This is a genomic window from Mycolicibacterium vaccae NBRC 14118 = CIP 105934 (assembly GCF_001552715.1).
Classification (GTDB): Bacteria; Actinomycetota; Actinomycetes; order Mycobacteriales; family Mycobacteriaceae; genus Mycobacterium; species Mycobacterium vaccae.
The window spans coordinates 1-16,413 of the sequence record NZ_BCRS01000062.1 but is presented as its reverse complement, the minus strand read 5'-3'; the positions used below and the strand labels follow the sequence as shown (position 1 = coordinate 16,413).

Sequence of the window (16,413 nt, the reverse complement as noted above, 5' to 3'; positions counted from 1 at the left end):
GATCCGGCATTCACGGTCAGCGCGAACCCACCGTCACCGTCAAGGGGACCCGCGCGCCACCACGCACCACCACCACGGGCTGCTGCGACCCGGGCTGGGTGCGGCGCAGCGCCCCCAGCAGGTCTTCCACGGATGCCACCGGCGTGCCCGCGAGTTCGACGATGACGTCTCCGGGGCGCAGACCCGCGGACGCAGCCGGGCTGCCCGGTTCGACACCACGGACCAGCGCGCCGCTTTCGACGGGGACCCCGAGTTCTCGACGAATCGCCGGGGTGAGGCGGCTCGTCGAGACGCCGAGATAGGGGTGCGTGGCCCGGCCGTCGCGCAGCAACTGCTCGGTGACGTCGAGCACCGTCGAGGTCGGGATCGCGAATCCGAGTGACACCGCACCGGCGGTCGGCGGAATGTAGGCCTCGTTGATGCCGACAACGCGTCCGTCCGCGTCCAGCAGCGCGCCGCCGGAGTTGCCCGGCGAGATCGACGCGTCGGTCTGGATGAGATCGACCAGCGACGCGCCCGCTTCCGCGGAATCGGGGATGTTCCGGTTGAGACCCGAGATGATGCCTGCCGTGGCGGTGTTCTCGAAGCCGAGCGGGCTGCCGATGGCGATGGCCACCTCGCCGGGCCGCGGGAGTTCGCTCCGGTACTCCGGCACCGGCAGGTCGCCGCGTTGGGTCCGTACGACGGCGAGGTCGGTCACGTCATCGGTGGCCAGCACTTGTCCGGGCGAGCTGACGCCATCGGCGTACCCGATCGTGACTTCACGGGCATTGCCCACCACATGCGCGTTGGTGACGATGACGTCGGAACGTAGGACGACGCCGCTGCCGACGCCTCCGTCCAGTTGCACCGTGACCACGCTGGGACTGACTCGTTCCACGACGTCGGCGAAGCCGGTCGCGGTGGGCGTGGCCGCGGGCGGCGGGGCGGCCGACGTGGTGGTCTCCTGGGTCGGTGCGACCGTCGCAGGGGAATCTTGCTGACCGGTCGACGTACAAGCCGTCAGCACCAACGCTGCGACTCCGACGGCGGCGACTTGTGCCCGCTTCACCAAACGGGGCTACCCTCGCGCGCGCCTCTCCAATCCACGGCGGCAGAGTCAGGGCACGCGGCCGTTCGGCAATTCGCCGGGGACCACGCGCGGCGCAGCGCTACTATACGGCCGTACAGCATCGCTCGACGAGGGGCATGGACAGCAGTGACACGCTACGACTACATCATCGCCGGAGCCGGTTCCGCCGGCTGCGTGCTGGCCAACCGGCTGTCGGCCGACCCGAAAGTCAACGTGCTTCTTCTGGAGGCGGGCGGCGGCGACCGGAACCTGTGGCTGCACATTCCCAAGGGCTCGGGCAAGCTGTTCGACAGCGACAGGCACATGTGGCACTACGAGACCACGCCGTTCGGTCCCAACCCTCACGTCGAGCAGTGGATGCGCGGCAAGGTGATCGGCGGCTCGAGTTCGATCAACGGGATGGTCTACAACCGTGGTCAACGTGCCGACTACGACGGCCTCGAAGCTCTCGGTAACAAGGGTTGGGGCTGGGACGACATCCTGCCCATCTTCACGGCGTTCGAGGACAACGAGTTCGGTGCGTCCGCGACACGCGGCGTCGGTGGCCCGCTGCACATCTCCGTGCCACGAGACCCTGATCCGTTGTGCGAGGAGATGATCGAGGCCGCGGCGGGGACCGGGCTGTGGCGGGTGCAGGACATCAACGAATCCGACGGCGAGCGCGTCGGATATGCCACGTCGACGATCCGCAACGGACGCCGGGTGAGCGCCGCGACGGCGTTCCTCAAGCCGGCGCTGAGTCGTCCCAACCTCACGCTGCGGACCGGGGCGGTGGTGCGCCGGGTCGTGTTCGACGGTGACCGCGCCACCGGCGTGGAGGTCGCCGCCGGCAGCGGTACCGAGGAACTGCAGGCCGCCCGCGAGGTGATCCTCGCTCTGGGAAGCCTGAATTCACCCAAGGCACTGCAACTCTCGGGCATCGGACCGCGGGAGGTGTTGACGGCCGCCGGAGTTGCCGTCCGCCTGGACCGCGAGAACGTGGGGCGCAGGATGCGCGAACATCGCTGTGCGACTTTGCGGCTCCGGCTGAAAGAAGACCTCGGTTACAACCGGCGCCTTGCCACCAGCTTCGGTCAAGCGCTCACCGGGATGAAGTATCTGGCCACCCGGAAGGGGCCACTGGCGGCACCGTCGTTCGACATCGTGGGCTTCGTCAAGACGCAACCCGACGCCGAGCGGCCCGATGCCCAGATCATGATGGGCCCGTGGACGCTGCCGCCGTACAACACCGGCGAGCCGGTGGTCATCGAACGCGAGCCCGGAATCTCCTGTCTCGGTATGGTTCTGCGTCCCACTTCGCAGGGATATGTCGAGATCACCTCTTCGGATCCCGCGGGGGCGCTGCGGATCAATCCGAACTATCTGACCACCGCGCACGACCGGGAGGCGACGGCGAACCTGATGCGCCGGATGCGCTCGGTCTTCGAGCAGTCACCGATCGCCGAGCGCATCAGCCACGAAACGTATCCCGGGCCGCAGGTGCACAGCGACGAGCAGTTGGTCGACACCGCTCTCGACGGTGGCTACTGCGGATACCACGCCGTCGGAACCTGCGCGATGGGTCCGGATGAGGACGACGTCGTCGACAGCCAGCTGCGGGTCAGGGGAGTCGAGGGTCTGCGGGTGGTGGACTGCTCGGTGATGCCCACCATGGTGGCGGGAAACCTCAACGGCCCGGTGATGGCGATGGCCGGGCGCGCTTCAGAGTTCATCCGCGGCGGCAGCTGATACACCCCCCGTCGCCCCCAAACCGCTACATCACCGCGAACCCGGCGTCGACCGGCAGTGTCGTTCCGGTGATGTAGCGTGCGCCGTCGCTGACGAGGAACAGTACCGCTGCGGTCACATCGCTGGGTTCGACGAACGGAACCGGCAGCAGATTGCCCGACATCGCGCTGCCTTCCGGATTCGCCTCGAAAACTCGCGCCATGTGGTCGTTGAAGATCATCGGCGTGGCCACCCCGGTGGGGTGGATCGAGTTGACCCGGATGTTCTGCTGCGCATAGGCGTTGGCGGCGGAGCGCATCAGCCCGACGATCCCGTGTTTGGACGCCGCGTAGGCGAACGTCGCCGCGCTGCCGTCTCCGCCCCGACCGACCAACCCCTGCATCGAGCTGATCAACACCATCGATCCACCGGTGCCGCGGCGAATCATCGACGGCGCCGTTGCGGCGATGGTGTGCCAGACGCCGAGCAGATTGGTGTCGACGATGTCCCGGTACACCTGGTCGTCGGTGGCGTCGGGCAGACCGATGCCGACCACGCCGGCATTGGCGACGACGATGTCCACATCACCGAATCGCTCGATGCCGGAGTCGACTCCCGCCTGAAGATCGGCGAGGTTGCGGACGTCGGCGATGACTGTCTCGATCCGCCCGCCCGCCGCACGCACCTGATCGGCGGTCTCCTGGAGATCGGCCGCGGTCGCCAACGGGTACGGGATCGATTCGATATCGGCGCACCGATCGACGGCGACGATGTCGACCCCCGCTGACGCCAGTGCCACCGCATGACTTCTGCCCTGGCCCCGGGCGGCGCCGGTGATGACGGCGACGCGGTTGGTCTGCGTCATGCGATGACCGCAGGCATGGTGTCCCAGCCGCGGACCGTCGAGGTCCGCGACCGCCGGGCTCCGGCCATGTCGACGTCCCATTTCGGGAAGCGCTTCAAGACCTCCTCCAGTGCCACCCGGCCTTCCAGTCGGGCCAGCGGCGCACCCAGGCAGAAATGGGCGCCCCGCCCAAAGGTCAGGTGACCGCCGGGCTTGCGGTGGATGTCGAAGCTGTCGGGATCATCGAAGTGGCGTTCGTCGCGATTGGCCGAGGCCAGCATCAGCAGCACCGCACTTCCGGCCGGAATCGTCTGCCCGTGGAACTCAATGTCGGACTCGGCGGCGAACCGTGCCACATGCGGACCGGGCGGTTCGAAGCGTAGTAACTCCTCGATCGCGACAGGAATCAGCGAGGGGTCCTCGACGAGTTCCTGACGCTGGTCGGGATGTTCGGCCAGCACCTTGCCCATCCATCCGAAAAGCCGCCCGGTGGTCTCCACCCCGGCGCCGGCGATGACAGCCAGGAAGATCAGCAACTCGGAGGTTCGGATTCTGCGAGTGACCCCGGTTTCGTCCTCGAATTCCACGCTCAGCAGGTCGGTGATGAGATCGTCGGAGGGATTCTTCTTACGCCAGGCGACATAGTCGGTGAACATGTCGCCGTCGAAGTAGTGGTCTTTCTTCACCGGGAGAGGTTCGCCGGGTTTGTTCCGGAGCACGGCGTGTGCCTGGGCGCGTACCGACGGCTGGTCGGCGTCCGGGATCCCGACGAGCATGCCTATTGTGCGCATGGGCAGCTCGGCCCCGATGTCTGCGACGAAGTCGAAGCGATCACCCCCGACGAGCGGATCCAGGCATGCGACACAGAAGGCCCGCACCTTGGCCTCGATCGCCCGAATCGCCTTGGGCGTGAACATGCGCCCGACGATGGCGCGGTGGATGGTGTGCAGCGGCGGGTCCTCGTTGATGAACACACCGGGCGGCATGACCGGATCGGCCTTCACGACCTCGAGAATATCGCCCTTGGCCGAGCTGAGGCGTCGCGAATCACGCAGTGCTGCATCGACGTCGGCGTACCGGCTCAGGCCCCAGAAGTCGTGGCGCTCGTTGTGGTACACCGGCTGCTCGTCACGCAGCCTGCGGTAGGTGGGGTACGGGTCGATGTCGATATCGACGTGCCATGGGTCGTAGTACAGATCGCTCACCAAAGTCTCCTCGCCAACTGTTGGGCCGAGCATAGACGTTGTGCTATACATTCGTACAGCGACGTGAGGAGTAGCGGTGAGTCGAGTGGCAGTGGTGACGGGCGGCGCGTCGGGACTGGGTGAGGCGATCTGCTCGGGACTCGTTGCTGACGGCCATCGGGTGGCGGTGCTGGACGTCAACGCCGATGCCGCCGAGAAGATCGCCGCGGAGCTGCGCGGGCGCGGCGGCCAGGCCATCGGCGTGGCCGCCGATGTGTCCGACGAGGCCGCGGTCGAGTCGGCCTTCGCCGCCGCGCGCGCCGAGTTCGGTCCGGTCGAGATCCTGGTCACCAGCGCGGCGATCGGTGGCTTCACCCGCTTCGACAAGATCACCCTCGACGAGTGGAACCGTTACCTCGCGGTCAACCTGACAGGGACGTTCCTCAGTATCCGAGCGGCGTTGTCCGACATGGTCGACGCGAAATGGGGTCGGGTCGTGACGATCTCGTCCGCTGCCGGACAGCAGGGCGCGCCCCGGCAGGGTCACTACTCCGCGACCAAGGGCGGGGTGATCGCGATGACCAAGACAGTCGCGCGCGACTACGCCAAGTACGGAATCACCGCTAATTCTGTGCCGCCCTTCGCAATCGAGACGCCGATGCTGCGTCAGCAACAGGCCGAGGGCAAGTTGCCCCCGGCCGAGTTCCTGACCCAGGCCATCCCTGCCGGACGCGTCGGCGTCCCCGAGGACGTCGCCGCGGTGTGCTCGTTCCTCTGCTCGGAGGCGGCCGGATACGTCACCGGGCAGGTCATCGGTGTCAACGGCGGCGCAGTCGTCTAGCGGTCGAGGAAGCAGGAAACGATTCAGTGGAAGAGCTGCGATGAGCGATAAACCCGACATCCGGTTCCACTTCGACCGGCACAGCCCGGACTACCGCGACAAGTTCGTCGACATCACCCACGAGATGCAGCAGAAGTGCCCGCTGGCGTGGACCGACACCTACGACGGGCACTGGGTGGCCGCGGGTAGCGACGAGGTGTTCGAACTCGCACGCTGCCCACAGGTGTCCAACGACCACGACGTCAACCATGAACGCCGCGGATACAAGGGGATCTCGATTCCCACCATGATCGAGGCGGAGAACTTCCGCGGCGGCATGCTGGAGATGGACGATCCGGAGCACCGCCACTACCGGACGGCGCTCAACCCGTACCTGTCGCCCGCGGCCGTCAAGCGCTGGGAGCCGGTCGTCGACGAGATCGTCCGTGCCTGCATCGACGACCATATCGAGAGCGGCCATATCGATTTCGTCGACGATCTGGCCAACGTCGTGCCCGCGGTCCTGACGCTTGCGATGCTGGGCGTCCCGCTGGAGAAGTGGACGATCTACAACGAACCAGCTCACGCGTCGGTGTACACTCCGCCCGACTCGCCCGACGCCGGACGGGTCCGTGAGCTGTTCATGACGATGGCCGTCGACCTGTTCACCAACCTGGCTGAGATCCGGGACAACCCTCGACCGGGCATCATCGACGCACTGGCCACGCTGCGGATCGACGGGGAGGCGCCGCCCGACATCGAACTCATCGGCATGCTGAATCTGTTGATCGGCGGTGGTTTCGACACCACGACCGCATTGACCGCGCATGCCCTGGAATGGCTGTCGCAGCACCCCGGCGAACGGACCCGCCTGAGCACGCAGCGCGACACGCTGCTGAACCCTGCCACCGAAGAGTTCCTCCGGTACTTCACCCCGGCGCCGGGAGACGGCCGCACGATCGCGGCGGACATGACTCTCAGTGGTGCGGACCTGCGCGAGGGTCAGCGGCTGTGGTTGTCGTGGGCAATGGCCAACCGGGACCCGGATGTCTTCAGTGAACCAGACGAGATCATCCTCGACCGAAAAGGTAATCGGCACTTCAGTTTCGGTCTCGGCGTTCATCGCTGCATCGGATCGAACGTCGCGCGCACCGTGTTCAAGTCGATGCTCACCGCGGTGCTGGACCGACTACCCGACTACCGGTGTACCCCCGAGGGCACCGTGCACTATGACAGCATCGGCGTGATCCAGGGGATGCGGCACCTACCGGCCACGTTCACGCCAGGGCGGCGTCAGGGTCCCGGTGTCGTCGACACCGTCGCGAGGCTGCAACGCATCTGTGACGAGCAGGGTTTGGCGCGACCGATCACACAGTTCAAGGACGCGGCGAGAATCGAGGAATCGAAATGACAGGTGAACGTCCGGTCGCCGTGGTCACCGGAGCCAGCCGCGGCGCGGGCGCCGGCATCGCGCGCGCACTGGGCGCGCACGGGTGCACCGTCTACGTGACGGGACGCACCGTCGACAGCGGCGTGCCGGCGCGCGGCACCATCGGAGAGACCGCCGACAAGGTCACCGCCGCAGGGGGCGAGGGCATCGCGGTCGCGGTCGACCACGGTGACGACGAACAGGTCGCGGCGTTCTTCGACCGGGTCGGCCGTGATCACGGCCGCATCGACATCCTGGTCAACAACGCCGCCATCATCCGCGACGAGATGATGGGACGCACCAAGTTCTGGGAGGAACCCCTCAACGTCATCGACACTCTCGACGTGGGCCTGCGCAGCAGCTACGTCGCCACGGTCTACGCCGCGCCGCTGATGGTCCCGCATGGCAAGGGGCTGGTCGCTTTCACGTCGTCGTCCGGTGCCGCGCACTATGCGTTCGGCCCCGCCTACGGCGTACCGAAAGCCGGCACCGACAAGATGGCCGCCGACATGGCGTATGACTTCCGCGACGTCGGGATCGCATCCGTATCGATCTGGATGGGTTCTCTACTCACCGACCGGGTCCGCGGGATCATCGCGAGCAAACCGGACAAGTTCGGCCACATCCTCGACACCGCCGAGACGCCGGAGCTGACCGGGCACGTCATCTGGGCGCTGTCCCAGGATCCAGATTTGATGGCGGTCAGCGGACAGACCCTGATCGGAGCCGAGCTGGCGGTCAAGTACGGCATCACCGACGAGGACGGACGTCAACCGCCCTCGTACCGTGACCTTTTCGATGTGCATCCGGCCACACAGTGCGCGCATGTGATGCGATGATGGCATGCGGATAGGCCTGACCGGAGGGGCATCCTCGGTCGACAAGGTCATCGCGCAAGCTCAACAGGCCGAAGCCGACGGATTCTGCGCCCTACTCGGTGAGCTGGCGCGCGCGGGTTAGCTCAGTTGCCGCGGGGTCGGGCGCCTCGACCGTAGGTGATGTCGGCACGCTCAGGATCCCAGCGATTGCGGAACACCACGTCGGACAGCGGTCGACGCCGTATCGGACCATGCCGGCCGCGCGGCCAGCCGACCACGACATGCCCCGCAAGAAACCACTCGTCGGGGATGCCGACGGCGTCACGAAGCGCCCGTTCACCGCCGTAGGAGGCCCAGCTGGTGATGCATGCCCCCAGCCCCTGGGCACGTGCGGCGAGGTAGAAGTTCTGTAGCGCGGGATAGATGGAGCCGCCCTGGAGGAACTCCGAGGAGAACTCGTTCTTGTACGCGGCGAACAACACCGACGTGAACTCGCCTGCGCGGTCGTGCAGCTCATAGGTGGCGCGGTTGTTGCGGGCGGCGCGGCTGTCGTCGTCGGGCGCGGGCCTCGTCATGCCGTAGATGGATTCTATTGACTCCAAGGCGATCTGAGCCGCCTGCGCGACCGCCGCCCGCTGTTCGGGACCGTCGAGCACGATGAACCGCCACAACTGCGCGTTGGCGCCGTTGGGTGCCCAGGTGGCCGCCTGCAGGCAGCGGTCCAGGGTCTCGGCGTCGACGGGCTCATCGGTGAACCGGCGGATCGAGCGCGCGGTGGACAGCACTTCCCAGACATCGTCGGTCGGATGCGGCATGTCCATTGGTGTACTCGACGCAAGCCGGGGTGTCCAGCATCACCGATGCTGTACAGTCGTACTGCACGATGGGCCACTGACGGGAGTGATGCTGTGAGCGACAGGTTTTCGATGGAAGGCAGGGTAGCGGTCATCACCGGCGGCGGCACCGGCATCGGGCGAGCCTCGGCACTGGTGCTGGCCGAGCACGGCGCCGACGTGGTGCTGGCCGGACGGCGCGAGGAGCCATTGAAGGAGACCGCCGCGCAGGTGGAGGCGCTGGGACGGCGTGCCATCGCGGTCCCGACCGACGTCACCAAGGCCGACGATTGCCAGGCGCTGGTCGATGCGACGCTGGCCGAGTTCGGCAGGCTGGACGTGCTGCTCAACAACGCAGGCGGCGGCGAGACGAAGTCGCTGATGAAATGGACCGACGACGAGTGGCATCAGGTCCTCGACCTGAACCTGTCCAGCGCGTGGTACTTGTCGCGGGCCGCCGCCAAACCCATGATCGCGCAGGGCAAGGGCACGATCGTCAACATCTCCTCGGGAGCCAGCCTGCTCGCCATGCCGCAGGCCCCGGTCTATGCCGCTGCCAAAGCCGGTCTGAACAACCTCACCGGGTCGATGGCCGCCGCATGGACCCGGAAAGGCGTGCGGGTCAACTGCATCGCCTGTGGCGCCATCCGCACGCCCGGGCTTGAAGAAGAAGCGCAGCGGGGCGGATTCGAGATCGACATGATCGGGCAGACCAACGGCGCAGGGCGGATCGCCGAGCCAGATGAGATCGGCTACGGCGTGCTGTTCTTCGCCTCCGACGCATCGAGTTACTGCTCCGGGCAGACGCTCTACATGCACGGCGGACCCGGACCGGCAGGGGTATGACCATGGACATCAGCCACATCGGAGTGCGGGTCCGCGACCTGGACGCCTCACAGAAGTTCTACGCGGCGCTCGGGTTCACCGAGGTGAAGCGCTTGACCGTGCCCGACCAGGTGGCCGAGGGCCTGCTCGGACTGACCCCACCCATCGGATTCGAAGCGGTGTACCTGCGCAACGGCGCTGTCGTGCTGCAGTTGCTGACGTTCTCCGGATATCCGGCGCCCGAAGAGCCCGAACGTGGCATGGTCGGTGCCGGCCTGACACATCTATCGATCGCCGTCGCGGATCTCGCTGCAGCCCAGGCCGCGGTGACCGCTGCCGGGGGAGCCGTCGTCGCCGATCCCGGTGGCGGATTCGCCTGCATGGTGCGCGATCCCGACGGTCAGCTGATCGAGCTGGTCAACGAGCGGGTCCGCCCGGTACCCGCCTCCTGAGACGCGCCGCGGTGGTCCCGGTCAACGAAGCCCGTCGACCATCGCGGCGTACCGGTCCAGGAACTCCCTTGTGGTCGACGGATCGTCGCCGTCCCGGCGGCCGCCGCCGATCACGACTCGGTTGAACCCGAGATCGCGGTAACGGGCGAGACGCCTCTCCGACGGATCGCCCCACGCCATGACCGTGAGATCAAGCGTGGCGGGATCGCGGCCCGCGTCCTCGGCGCGTCGCCGGAAATCCTCCACTGCCGCTGGAAGATCCCGGTACGCGGCGTCACCGGGAAGCCACCCGTCGGCCCAGGGCAGGCAGTCTCCGATCGCCTTGGGCCCGGTGGCCGCGGCGAGCATCGGCGGGCCGGGCTGCTGCTGCGGTTTGGGATGGCACCACACCGGCTCGAAGTCGTAGAACTCGCCGTGGTGTTCCGCCTCGTCCTGCGTCCACAACATCCGCAGTGCAGCGATCATGTCCGCCAGCGCCCGGTAGCGATCCGCCCACGCGACAGAGTTCGACACCGAGAGCTCGGCGCGCATCCCGACGCCGACGCCCAGCAGTACCCGGCCGCCACTGAACTGATCGAGGGTCGCCACTTGCTTGGCGAACGTGAACAATTCGTGCTCCAGCGGCAGTGCGACAGCGGTGCCCAGTCGCAGGCCGGTGGTTGCCTGCGCCGCGGCGAGCAGGGACATCATTGGGTCCAGGATCCGCTGCTGGGCGTGGAGCAGCGCCGGCGGCATCGAGCTCGCAGCCGACACCGGGATCTGTGGGTGCTCACCGACCCACAGTGACTCGAACCCACGCTGTTCGAGTTCGCGGGCCAGGATGTCGGGGGCTATGTCGCCCGGGGTGTTCATGCTGACGAATCCGATGTGCATTGACTCTCCCTTGCGCGGCGTCCGTTGCTGTACGATCGTACAGGTGCATGAGCTCTACTACGACCCCTATAACGTCGAGATCGATGTCGACCCGTATCCGGTCTACAAGCGGCTCCGCGACGAGGCGCCGCTGTACTACAACGAGAAGTTCGACTTCTGGGCGCTGAGCCGCTTCGCCGACGTCGACTCCGCGCTCAAGGACGTCGACAACCTGAGCAACGCCAAGGGCGACATCCTCGAGGTCGTCAAGGCCGAACCCGTGATGCCCGACGGGGTTTTCATCAACGAGGACCCGCCCGTGCACACCGTGCACCGACTGCTCGTGTCGCGGGCGTTCACCCCACGCAAGATGAAGGCGATCGAGGAGCAGGTCAGGACATTCTGCGAGGCGTGTCTGGACCCGCTGCAGGGCGGTGACGGCTTCGACTTCACGCTCGATCTGGGTTCGGAGATGCCGATGCGGGTGATCGGCATGCTGGTCGGGATGCCGGACTCGCTCCAGCGCAGCGTTCGCAAGGTCGCCGGCGAGCGGTTGCGTAACAAGCCGGGCGAGCCGCTGCCGGTGAAGAAAGACAAGTACTTCAACGGCAACATGTTTCGTGACTACGTCGCGTGGCGTAAAGAGAATCCGTCCGACGATCTGGTCACCGAGCTACTCAACGTCGAGTTCGACGACGTCGACGGTCAGAAGCGGAAGCTGCGTGAGGAGGAACTGCTGGTGTTCCTCGGTGTCATCGCCAACGCCGGGACCGAGACCGTGGGCCGGCTCTTCGGCTGGCTCGGCAAGGTGCTCGCCGACCATCCGGACCAGCGCCGTGAGCTCGCAGCGGACCCGTCCCTGATTCCCGGCGCCGTCGAGGAAGTGCTGCGCTTCGAACCGCCGGTCCACAGTATCGCCAGATACGTGGCCAAAGACGTTGAATACCACGGCCAGACCGTGCCGGCCGGTAGTGCTTTGCTGTTGATGGCGGGTGCGGCAAACCGGGACGAGCGCAGGTTCGACGACCCCGACGTCTTCGACATCCGGCGCAACCCCAACCATCTGACGTTCGGTCGGGGCGCGCACTTCTGTCTCGGGACCTCCCTGGCCCGCATCGAGGCCCGGGTGGCCCTCGAAGAGATCCTGAAGCGCTGGCCGGACTGGACGATCGACGAGCAGAACGCCGTCCGCGCCCCTACGGCGACCGTGCGTGGCTGGGATTCGATGCCCGCGCTGGTGGGCTAGTAGTCCCAGGCGGCGGGCACGCACCGGAACGCGTCACCGGCGGTGGCCACGTGGCAGACCGACGGGAACGGCAGGTGGGTGGCCACCATGGACTCGCCGGTCGCGGCAAGCTCACGCAGCAGCCCGACACGGACCCGGGTCGCCTCGTCGGGATCGTGCTCGAAGCCGTTGTGCCACTCGGGATTGTCGAACCCGGGTGCGAACACCGCGTCGCCGGCGAACGTCAACGCGTCCCCGCGGGAGGCCAGCCGCACCACGCTGTGCCCTGGGGTGTGCCCGCCGGTGCGGCTGATCAGCACGCCGGGGGCCACCTCGTACTCGGTCTCGAAGGTCCGTAGCCGGCCGTGATACTCATCGAGGAACCGTGAGGCCACGGATCGGAGTACGTCGGGCACCGGCTGGGGCATACAGGTGCGGGAGAAGTCGGGCGCGGTCCAGAACTCCGCCTCGCGGGCCGCCAGATGCACTTTCAGATCGGGTCGTAACCTCGCCTGCAGCCCGTCGGTGAGCAACCCGCCGACATGGTCCATATGGAGATGGGTGAGTACCACGTCGGTCACCGATCCGAGGTCGACACCCGCGGCCGCCAACCGCGACGCGGTCTGACCGGCACGCGGGAAGTCCGGGAACTCCACCCCCAGTCCCGCGTCGACGAGGATCGTCCGGTCGCCGCTGCGGACGACGAGCACATTCAGGGGCCAGTCGAGGATGTCCGGCGGCAGGAACATGTCCTGCAGCCAACCTGCGAGATCGGCTGAGTCGGCATTGGTGGCCAGCGTGGTCGCGGTGATCGGCAGGACGCCGTCGCTGATCACGAGTACCTCGATGTCGCCGATCTGCAGGGCGTAGCGGGACGGAACCAGTTCGTCGGGGCGGGTGTCGGTCATGCTCATGGTTTCTCCTTCGGGCCGGAAATGCGTGCGATCGCCAGAACAGCGGCCGAAGCCCGGAGTCATCCCGGTGAGCTCAGATGGCGGTGCCGCCACCGTCGACGTGCAGAGTCGCTCCGGTGATGAAGCTCGCCCGGGGTGAGGCCAGGAAGAGGACGGCGTGCGCGATCTCCTCCGGCTCGGCCACGCGGCCCAACGGCAAGGCCCGGCCGAGTTCGTCGTTGGTGTCGCCCCATTCGGCCAGCACGCCTTCGGTTCTGGTGGGTCCCGGTGCGACGGCGTTGACGCGCACGCCGTGGCTCCCGAATTCGGCGGCCCAGGTGCGGGTCAGTGACGCCACGGCCGCCTTCGACGCGCTGTAGACCGAGGCTGCCGGTACTCCTTTGAGTGCCACCATCGACGTGATGTTGACGATGCTGCCCCGACCCCGCTCCAGCATGTGCGGCACCAGACCGGCGGTCAGGAAGTACGAGCCGCGCACGTTGGTGTCGAAGGTGCGTGCGAACGACGCTGCGTCCTGGTCGACGGTCATCGCACCGGGGAAGCTGGCCGCGTTGTTGACGAGCACGTCGGTGTCTGCCGCCTGACGCACGAGGCTCTCCACCGACGCCGGATCGGCCATATCGGCGCGGAGGAAACGCAATCGGTGGTGTGCGGCGGCGGCAGCCTCGCCGCGAGGCGTGTCCCGCCCGGTGATGACGACCTCGGCGCCGGCCTCGGCCAACAATCGAGCACTGGCCAGGCCGATACCGGCGGTGCCGCCGGTGACGAGCGCCCGAAATCCCGCTAGCTCCATGAGCAGTCCTTTCTGGTTGTTTCGTCGGCTGGAACCGCCGACGTTCGGTGAAGTCATCCGGCAGTGACGACCGCCACGGGATGAATCGGCGACGGCGCGCAGGTTCTGGCGCACGAGGCAGCGATCGCGGCCTCGACCAGTCAGCAGAAGGGAGCCACCATGAGGATCGTCGTCGTCGGCGGCACAGGCCGGATCGGATCGAAGGTGGTGGACGAGCTCACCGGGCACGGCCACGAGGCGGTGGCCGCCGCGCCGTCGACCGGGGTGAACGCAGTGACCGGGGAGGGGCTGGCCGACGCGCTCGCCGGCGCGCAGGTGGTGGTCGATGTGACCAACTCGCCGAGCTTCGAAGAGGCCGCCGCCCAGGAGTTCTTCAACAGGTCGACGGCCAATCTGCTGGCCGCCGAGGCCGATGCGGGGGTGACCCACCACGTGGCGCTGTCGGTGGTCGGCACTGAACGGCTCGCCCGGGAGAGCGGTTACTTCCGGGCGAAACTGGCGCAGGAGCGGCTGATCGAAGACGGGCCGATCCCCTACACGATCGTGCGGGCCACTCAGTTCTTCGAATTCCTCACCGCCATCGCCGATTCCGCGACCATCAACGGCACCGTGCGGCTGTCGGACGCGGCGTTCCAGCCGATGGCCTCGGCCGACGTCGCCGAAGCGGTCGCCATCGCCGCGGTCAACGACCCGGTCAACGGCATCGCCGAAGTGAGCGGACCCGAGAGGTTCCGGCTGCCCGAACTGATCCGCACCGCGCTCACCGCGCGAGGGGACACCCGCGAGGTGGTCGCCGATCCCGACGCCGGCTACTGGGGCGTCGACATCGACGAGGACACCCTGGTTCCCGGCGACGGCGCCACGCTGTTCGACACCCGCTTCAGCGACTGGGTGCTGGAGACCGCCGCCAAAGGCTGACCCGGTCACCGACGATTGAAGGAGGACGCACCGTGGATGTCTATGAGGCGGTCCGCAGTCGGCGCGCGGTACGCGGGTTCAGCGACCGGCCTGTGCCCAGCGAGACGTTGTCGCGGGTACTGGCCACAGCGGCGTGGGCGCCGTCGGGGTCCAATCTGCAGCCCTGGCGCAGCTTCGTGGTGACCGGTGACCCGCTGGAGCGGCTGAAGAAGCGGGCGGTCGAGCGCGTCGCCTCCGGAGACCCGTGGGACGTCCGCGAGTTCGAGATGTATCCGGCTGATCTCGCTGCGCCCTATCGTGACCGGCGCCGGGATTTCGCCGAGCAGCGTTACGGTGCACTCGGCATCACCCGCGACGACTGGGAAGCCCGGCACCGCGCGGCAATCGGCAACTGGAGATGTTTCGGTGCGCCTGCTGCACTGTTCTGTTATGTCGACCGCCGGCTCGGATTGCCGCAGTGGGCCGACGTCGGCATGTACTTGCAGACCGTCATGCTGCTCCTGCGCGCCGAGGGGCTGCACAGTTGCCCGCAAATGGCGTGGTCGACGACGCACGTGAGCGTCGCCGAGATCGTCGAGCCGGCCGAGAACCTGATCCTGTTCTGCGGCTTGTCGATCGGCTATGAAGACCCCGACATCAGCCACCCACGCACGGGCCGGGCGCCGTTGTCGGAGTCGGTCACCTTCATCAGCGACGGGTAGACCGGGCGACATTGCCTGGTTACGGTGAGGCGATGTCGAGCCAGGCGCGGGGACCACGGCCGCTGCACGGGCGTGCGACCGAGTCCGCGGCGCTGCGCGAGGTGATCTCGGCGGTGCGGGCGGGCCGGTCGCAGGTGCTGGTGCTGCGTGGCGAACCGGGCGCAGGCAAGACCGCGCTGCTCGACCACCTCCTCGGACAGGCGGACGGACTGCGCTGTGTCCAAATCTCCGGTGTCGAATCCGACATGGAACTGCCGTACGCCGGGTTACACCAGTTGTGCAGTCCGCTGCTCGGGCACCTCGTCGACCTACCGCCGCCGCAGCGTGACGCGCTGGCGGTCGCATTCGGGCAGGGATCCGGACCACCGCCCGAACGGTTCCTCGTCGGGCTGGCGGTGCTGAGCCTGCTCGCCGCCGCCGTGCAGGAGCAGCCTCTGTTGTGTGTCGTCGACGACGCTCACTGGCTGGACCAGGTCTCGCTGCAGACGCTCGGCTTCATCGCCCGCCGCCTGGTGGCCGAACCGGTGGCGCTGGTGTTCGCCGCCCGCTCCGACGGCGCCGAGGTGCTGGCCGGACTGCCCGAACTGCCGGTGCGCGGCCTCTCGGACACCGATGCACGAATCCTGTTGGATCAGGCGATGATCGGCGGCATCGACCCCCGTGTCCGTGACCGGGTGGTTGCCGAAACCCGTGGCAATCCACTGGCCTTGCTGGAGGTGCCGCGCAGCTACTCCCCGGCGGAACTGGCAGGCGGATTCTGGACGGTCGGCACGGGGGCCTCCCGCGGCCGGATCGAGGATAGTTACGCGCTGCGCCTGCGGGAACTTCCGGAGGACACCCGTCGGCTGCTGCTGCTGGCGGCCGCCGAACCGGTCGGCGACTCGGCGCTGTTCCTGCGCGCGGCCGCGCTGCTGGGGGTTGCCGTGGATGCGCTGGCGCCCGCCGAGACCGCCGGGGTCATCGAGTTCGGCCCGCGGATGCGCTTTCGGCACCCGCTGATGCGCGCGGCCGCCTACCGCACCGCCG

General features: G+C 67.5%; 17 protein-coding genes and 1 pseudogene. 11 read left to right on the top strand and 7 right to left on the bottom strand.

Translation table 11 applies throughout. The features are described 5' to 3' along the window. Positions 1 to 16: 16 nt before the first annotated feature. Positions 17 to 1,051: a S1C family serine protease gene (locus MVA01S_RS13790; protein WP_003931880.1), complete on the bottom strand. Its 1,035-nt coding sequence runs from the start codon at positions 1,049 to 1,051 to the stop codon at positions 17 to 19. Positions 1,052 to 1,198: 147 nt separating this feature from the next. Here MVA01S_RS13790 and MVA01S_RS13785 point away from each other — a divergent pair, with 147 nt between their 5' ends. Then, the gene (locus MVA01S_RS13785; protein ID WP_003931881.1) at positions 1,199 to 2,800 is read left to right on the top strand and encodes a GMC family oxidoreductase; all 1,602 of its coding nucleotides are present in this window, start codon (positions 1,199 to 1,201) and stop codon (positions 2,798 to 2,800) included. A gap of 25 nt (positions 2,801 to 2,825) precedes the next feature. On the opposite strand, the gene MVA01S_RS13780 is transcribed toward MVA01S_RS13785, so the two are convergent. Continuing rightward, positions 2,826 to 3,644, bottom strand: a complete 819-nt coding sequence (locus MVA01S_RS13780; protein WP_003931882.1) for a mycofactocin-coupled SDR family oxidoreductase — start codon at positions 3,642 to 3,644, stop codon at positions 2,826 to 2,828. Beyond that, positions 3,641 to 4,828 carry a cytochrome P450 gene (locus tag MVA01S_RS13775; RefSeq protein WP_003931883.1) on the bottom strand — a complete coding sequence of 396 codons (1,188 nt, stop codon included), beginning with the start codon at positions 4,826 to 4,828 and terminating at the stop codon, positions 3,641 to 3,643. The genes MVA01S_RS13780 and MVA01S_RS13775 overlap by 4 nt, the downstream gene beginning before the upstream one ends. A gap of 76 nt (positions 4,829 to 4,904) precedes the next feature. On the opposite strand from MVA01S_RS13775, the gene MVA01S_RS13770 reads away from it, so the two are divergent. The 4 genes and pseudogenes from MVA01S_RS13770 to MVA01S_RS32295 all read left to right on the top strand — a co-directional run. Further along, a complete protein-coding gene (locus MVA01S_RS13770) occupies positions 4,905 to 5,648 on the top strand; it encodes an SDR family NAD(P)-dependent oxidoreductase (RefSeq protein WP_040542011.1) in 744 nt (247 codons plus the stop codon). 40 nt (positions 5,649 to 5,688) lie between these two features. Continuing rightward, entirely contained in the window at positions 5,689 to 7,038 is a 1,350-nt protein-coding gene (locus MVA01S_RS13765) for a cytochrome P450 (protein WP_003931885.1), read from the top strand. Next, positions 7,035 to 7,895, top strand: coding sequence for an SDR family NAD(P)-dependent oxidoreductase (locus MVA01S_RS13760; protein WP_003931886.1), 861 nt, complete (start codon positions 7,035 to 7,037; stop codon positions 7,893 to 7,895). The genes MVA01S_RS13765 and MVA01S_RS13760 overlap by 4 nt, the downstream gene beginning before the upstream one ends. Positions 7,896 to 7,899: 4 nt before the next feature. After that, positions 7,900 to 7,989: pseudogene (locus MVA01S_RS32295) on the top strand (TIGR03564 family F420-dependent LLM class oxidoreductase); the annotation flags it as partial. Positions 7,990 to 8,017: 28 nt separating this feature from the next. Here the strand turns inward: MVA01S_RS32295 and MVA01S_RS13755 are convergent. Further along, the gene (locus tag MVA01S_RS13755; RefSeq protein ID WP_086006075.1) at positions 8,018 to 8,689 is read right to left on the bottom strand and encodes a nitroreductase family protein; all 672 of its coding nucleotides are present in this window, start codon (positions 8,687 to 8,689) and stop codon (positions 8,018 to 8,020) included. 93 nt (positions 8,690 to 8,782) lie between these two features. On the opposite strand from MVA01S_RS13755, the gene MVA01S_RS13750 reads away from it, so the two are divergent. Both MVA01S_RS13750 and MVA01S_RS13745 read left to right on the top strand, forming a co-directional pair. After that, the gene (locus tag MVA01S_RS13750) at positions 8,783 to 9,553 is read left to right on the top strand and encodes an SDR family NAD(P)-dependent oxidoreductase (RefSeq protein WP_003931888.1); all 771 of its coding nucleotides are present in this window, start codon (positions 8,783 to 8,785) and stop codon (positions 9,551 to 9,553) included. A 2-nt stretch (positions 9,554 to 9,555) separates the two neighbouring features. Beyond that, complete coding sequence (locus MVA01S_RS13745) at positions 9,556 to 9,984, top strand: VOC family protein (RefSeq protein WP_003931889.1); 429 nt, start codon at positions 9,556 to 9,558, stop codon at positions 9,982 to 9,984. Between the two features lie 21 nt (positions 9,985 to 10,005). Here MVA01S_RS13745 and MVA01S_RS13740 read toward each other — a convergent pair whose 3' ends face one another. Continuing rightward, positions 10,006 to 10,857, bottom strand: coding sequence for a TIGR03619 family F420-dependent LLM class oxidoreductase (locus MVA01S_RS13740; RefSeq protein ID WP_060941615.1), 852 nt, complete (start codon positions 10,855 to 10,857; stop codon positions 10,006 to 10,008). Between the two features lie 43 nt (positions 10,858 to 10,900). Between MVA01S_RS13740 and MVA01S_RS13735 the strand changes: the two genes are divergently transcribed. Continuing rightward, a complete protein-coding gene (locus tag MVA01S_RS13735; protein WP_003931769.1) occupies positions 10,901 to 12,082 on the top strand; it encodes a cytochrome P450 in 1,182 nt (393 codons plus the stop codon). Here MVA01S_RS13735 and MVA01S_RS13730 read toward each other — a convergent pair. Both MVA01S_RS13730 and MVA01S_RS13725 read right to left on the bottom strand, forming a co-directional pair. Then, positions 12,079 to 12,975: an MBL fold metallo-hydrolase gene (locus MVA01S_RS13730; protein WP_003931770.1), complete on the bottom strand. Its 897-nt coding sequence runs from the start codon at positions 12,973 to 12,975 to the stop codon at positions 12,079 to 12,081. The genes MVA01S_RS13735 and MVA01S_RS13730 overlap by 4 nt on opposite strands. Before the next feature lie 73 nt (positions 12,976 to 13,048). Then, entirely contained in the window at positions 13,049 to 13,768 is a 720-nt protein-coding gene (locus tag MVA01S_RS13725; protein ID WP_003931771.1) for an SDR family NAD(P)-dependent oxidoreductase, read from the bottom strand. 159 nt (positions 13,769 to 13,927) lie between these two features. Here MVA01S_RS13725 and MVA01S_RS13720 point away from each other — a divergent pair, with 159 nt between their 5' ends. The 3 genes from MVA01S_RS13720 to MVA01S_RS13710 form a co-directional block, all read left to right on the top strand. Further along, positions 13,928 to 14,686 carry an SDR family oxidoreductase gene (locus MVA01S_RS13720; RefSeq protein ID WP_003931772.1) on the top strand — a complete coding sequence of 253 codons (759 nt, stop codon included), beginning with the start codon at positions 13,928 to 13,930 and terminating at the stop codon, positions 14,684 to 14,686. 32 nt (positions 14,687 to 14,718) lie between these two features. Then, positions 14,719 to 15,387: a nitroreductase gene (locus MVA01S_RS13715; protein ID WP_003931773.1), complete on the top strand. Its 669-nt coding sequence runs from the start codon at positions 14,719 to 14,721 to the stop codon at positions 15,385 to 15,387. Between the two features lie 32 nt (positions 15,388 to 15,419). Beyond that, positions 15,420 to 16,413 (top strand): AAA family ATPase (locus MVA01S_RS13710; protein WP_159426324.1); only part of this gene is annotated, 994 nt, incomplete at its 3' end.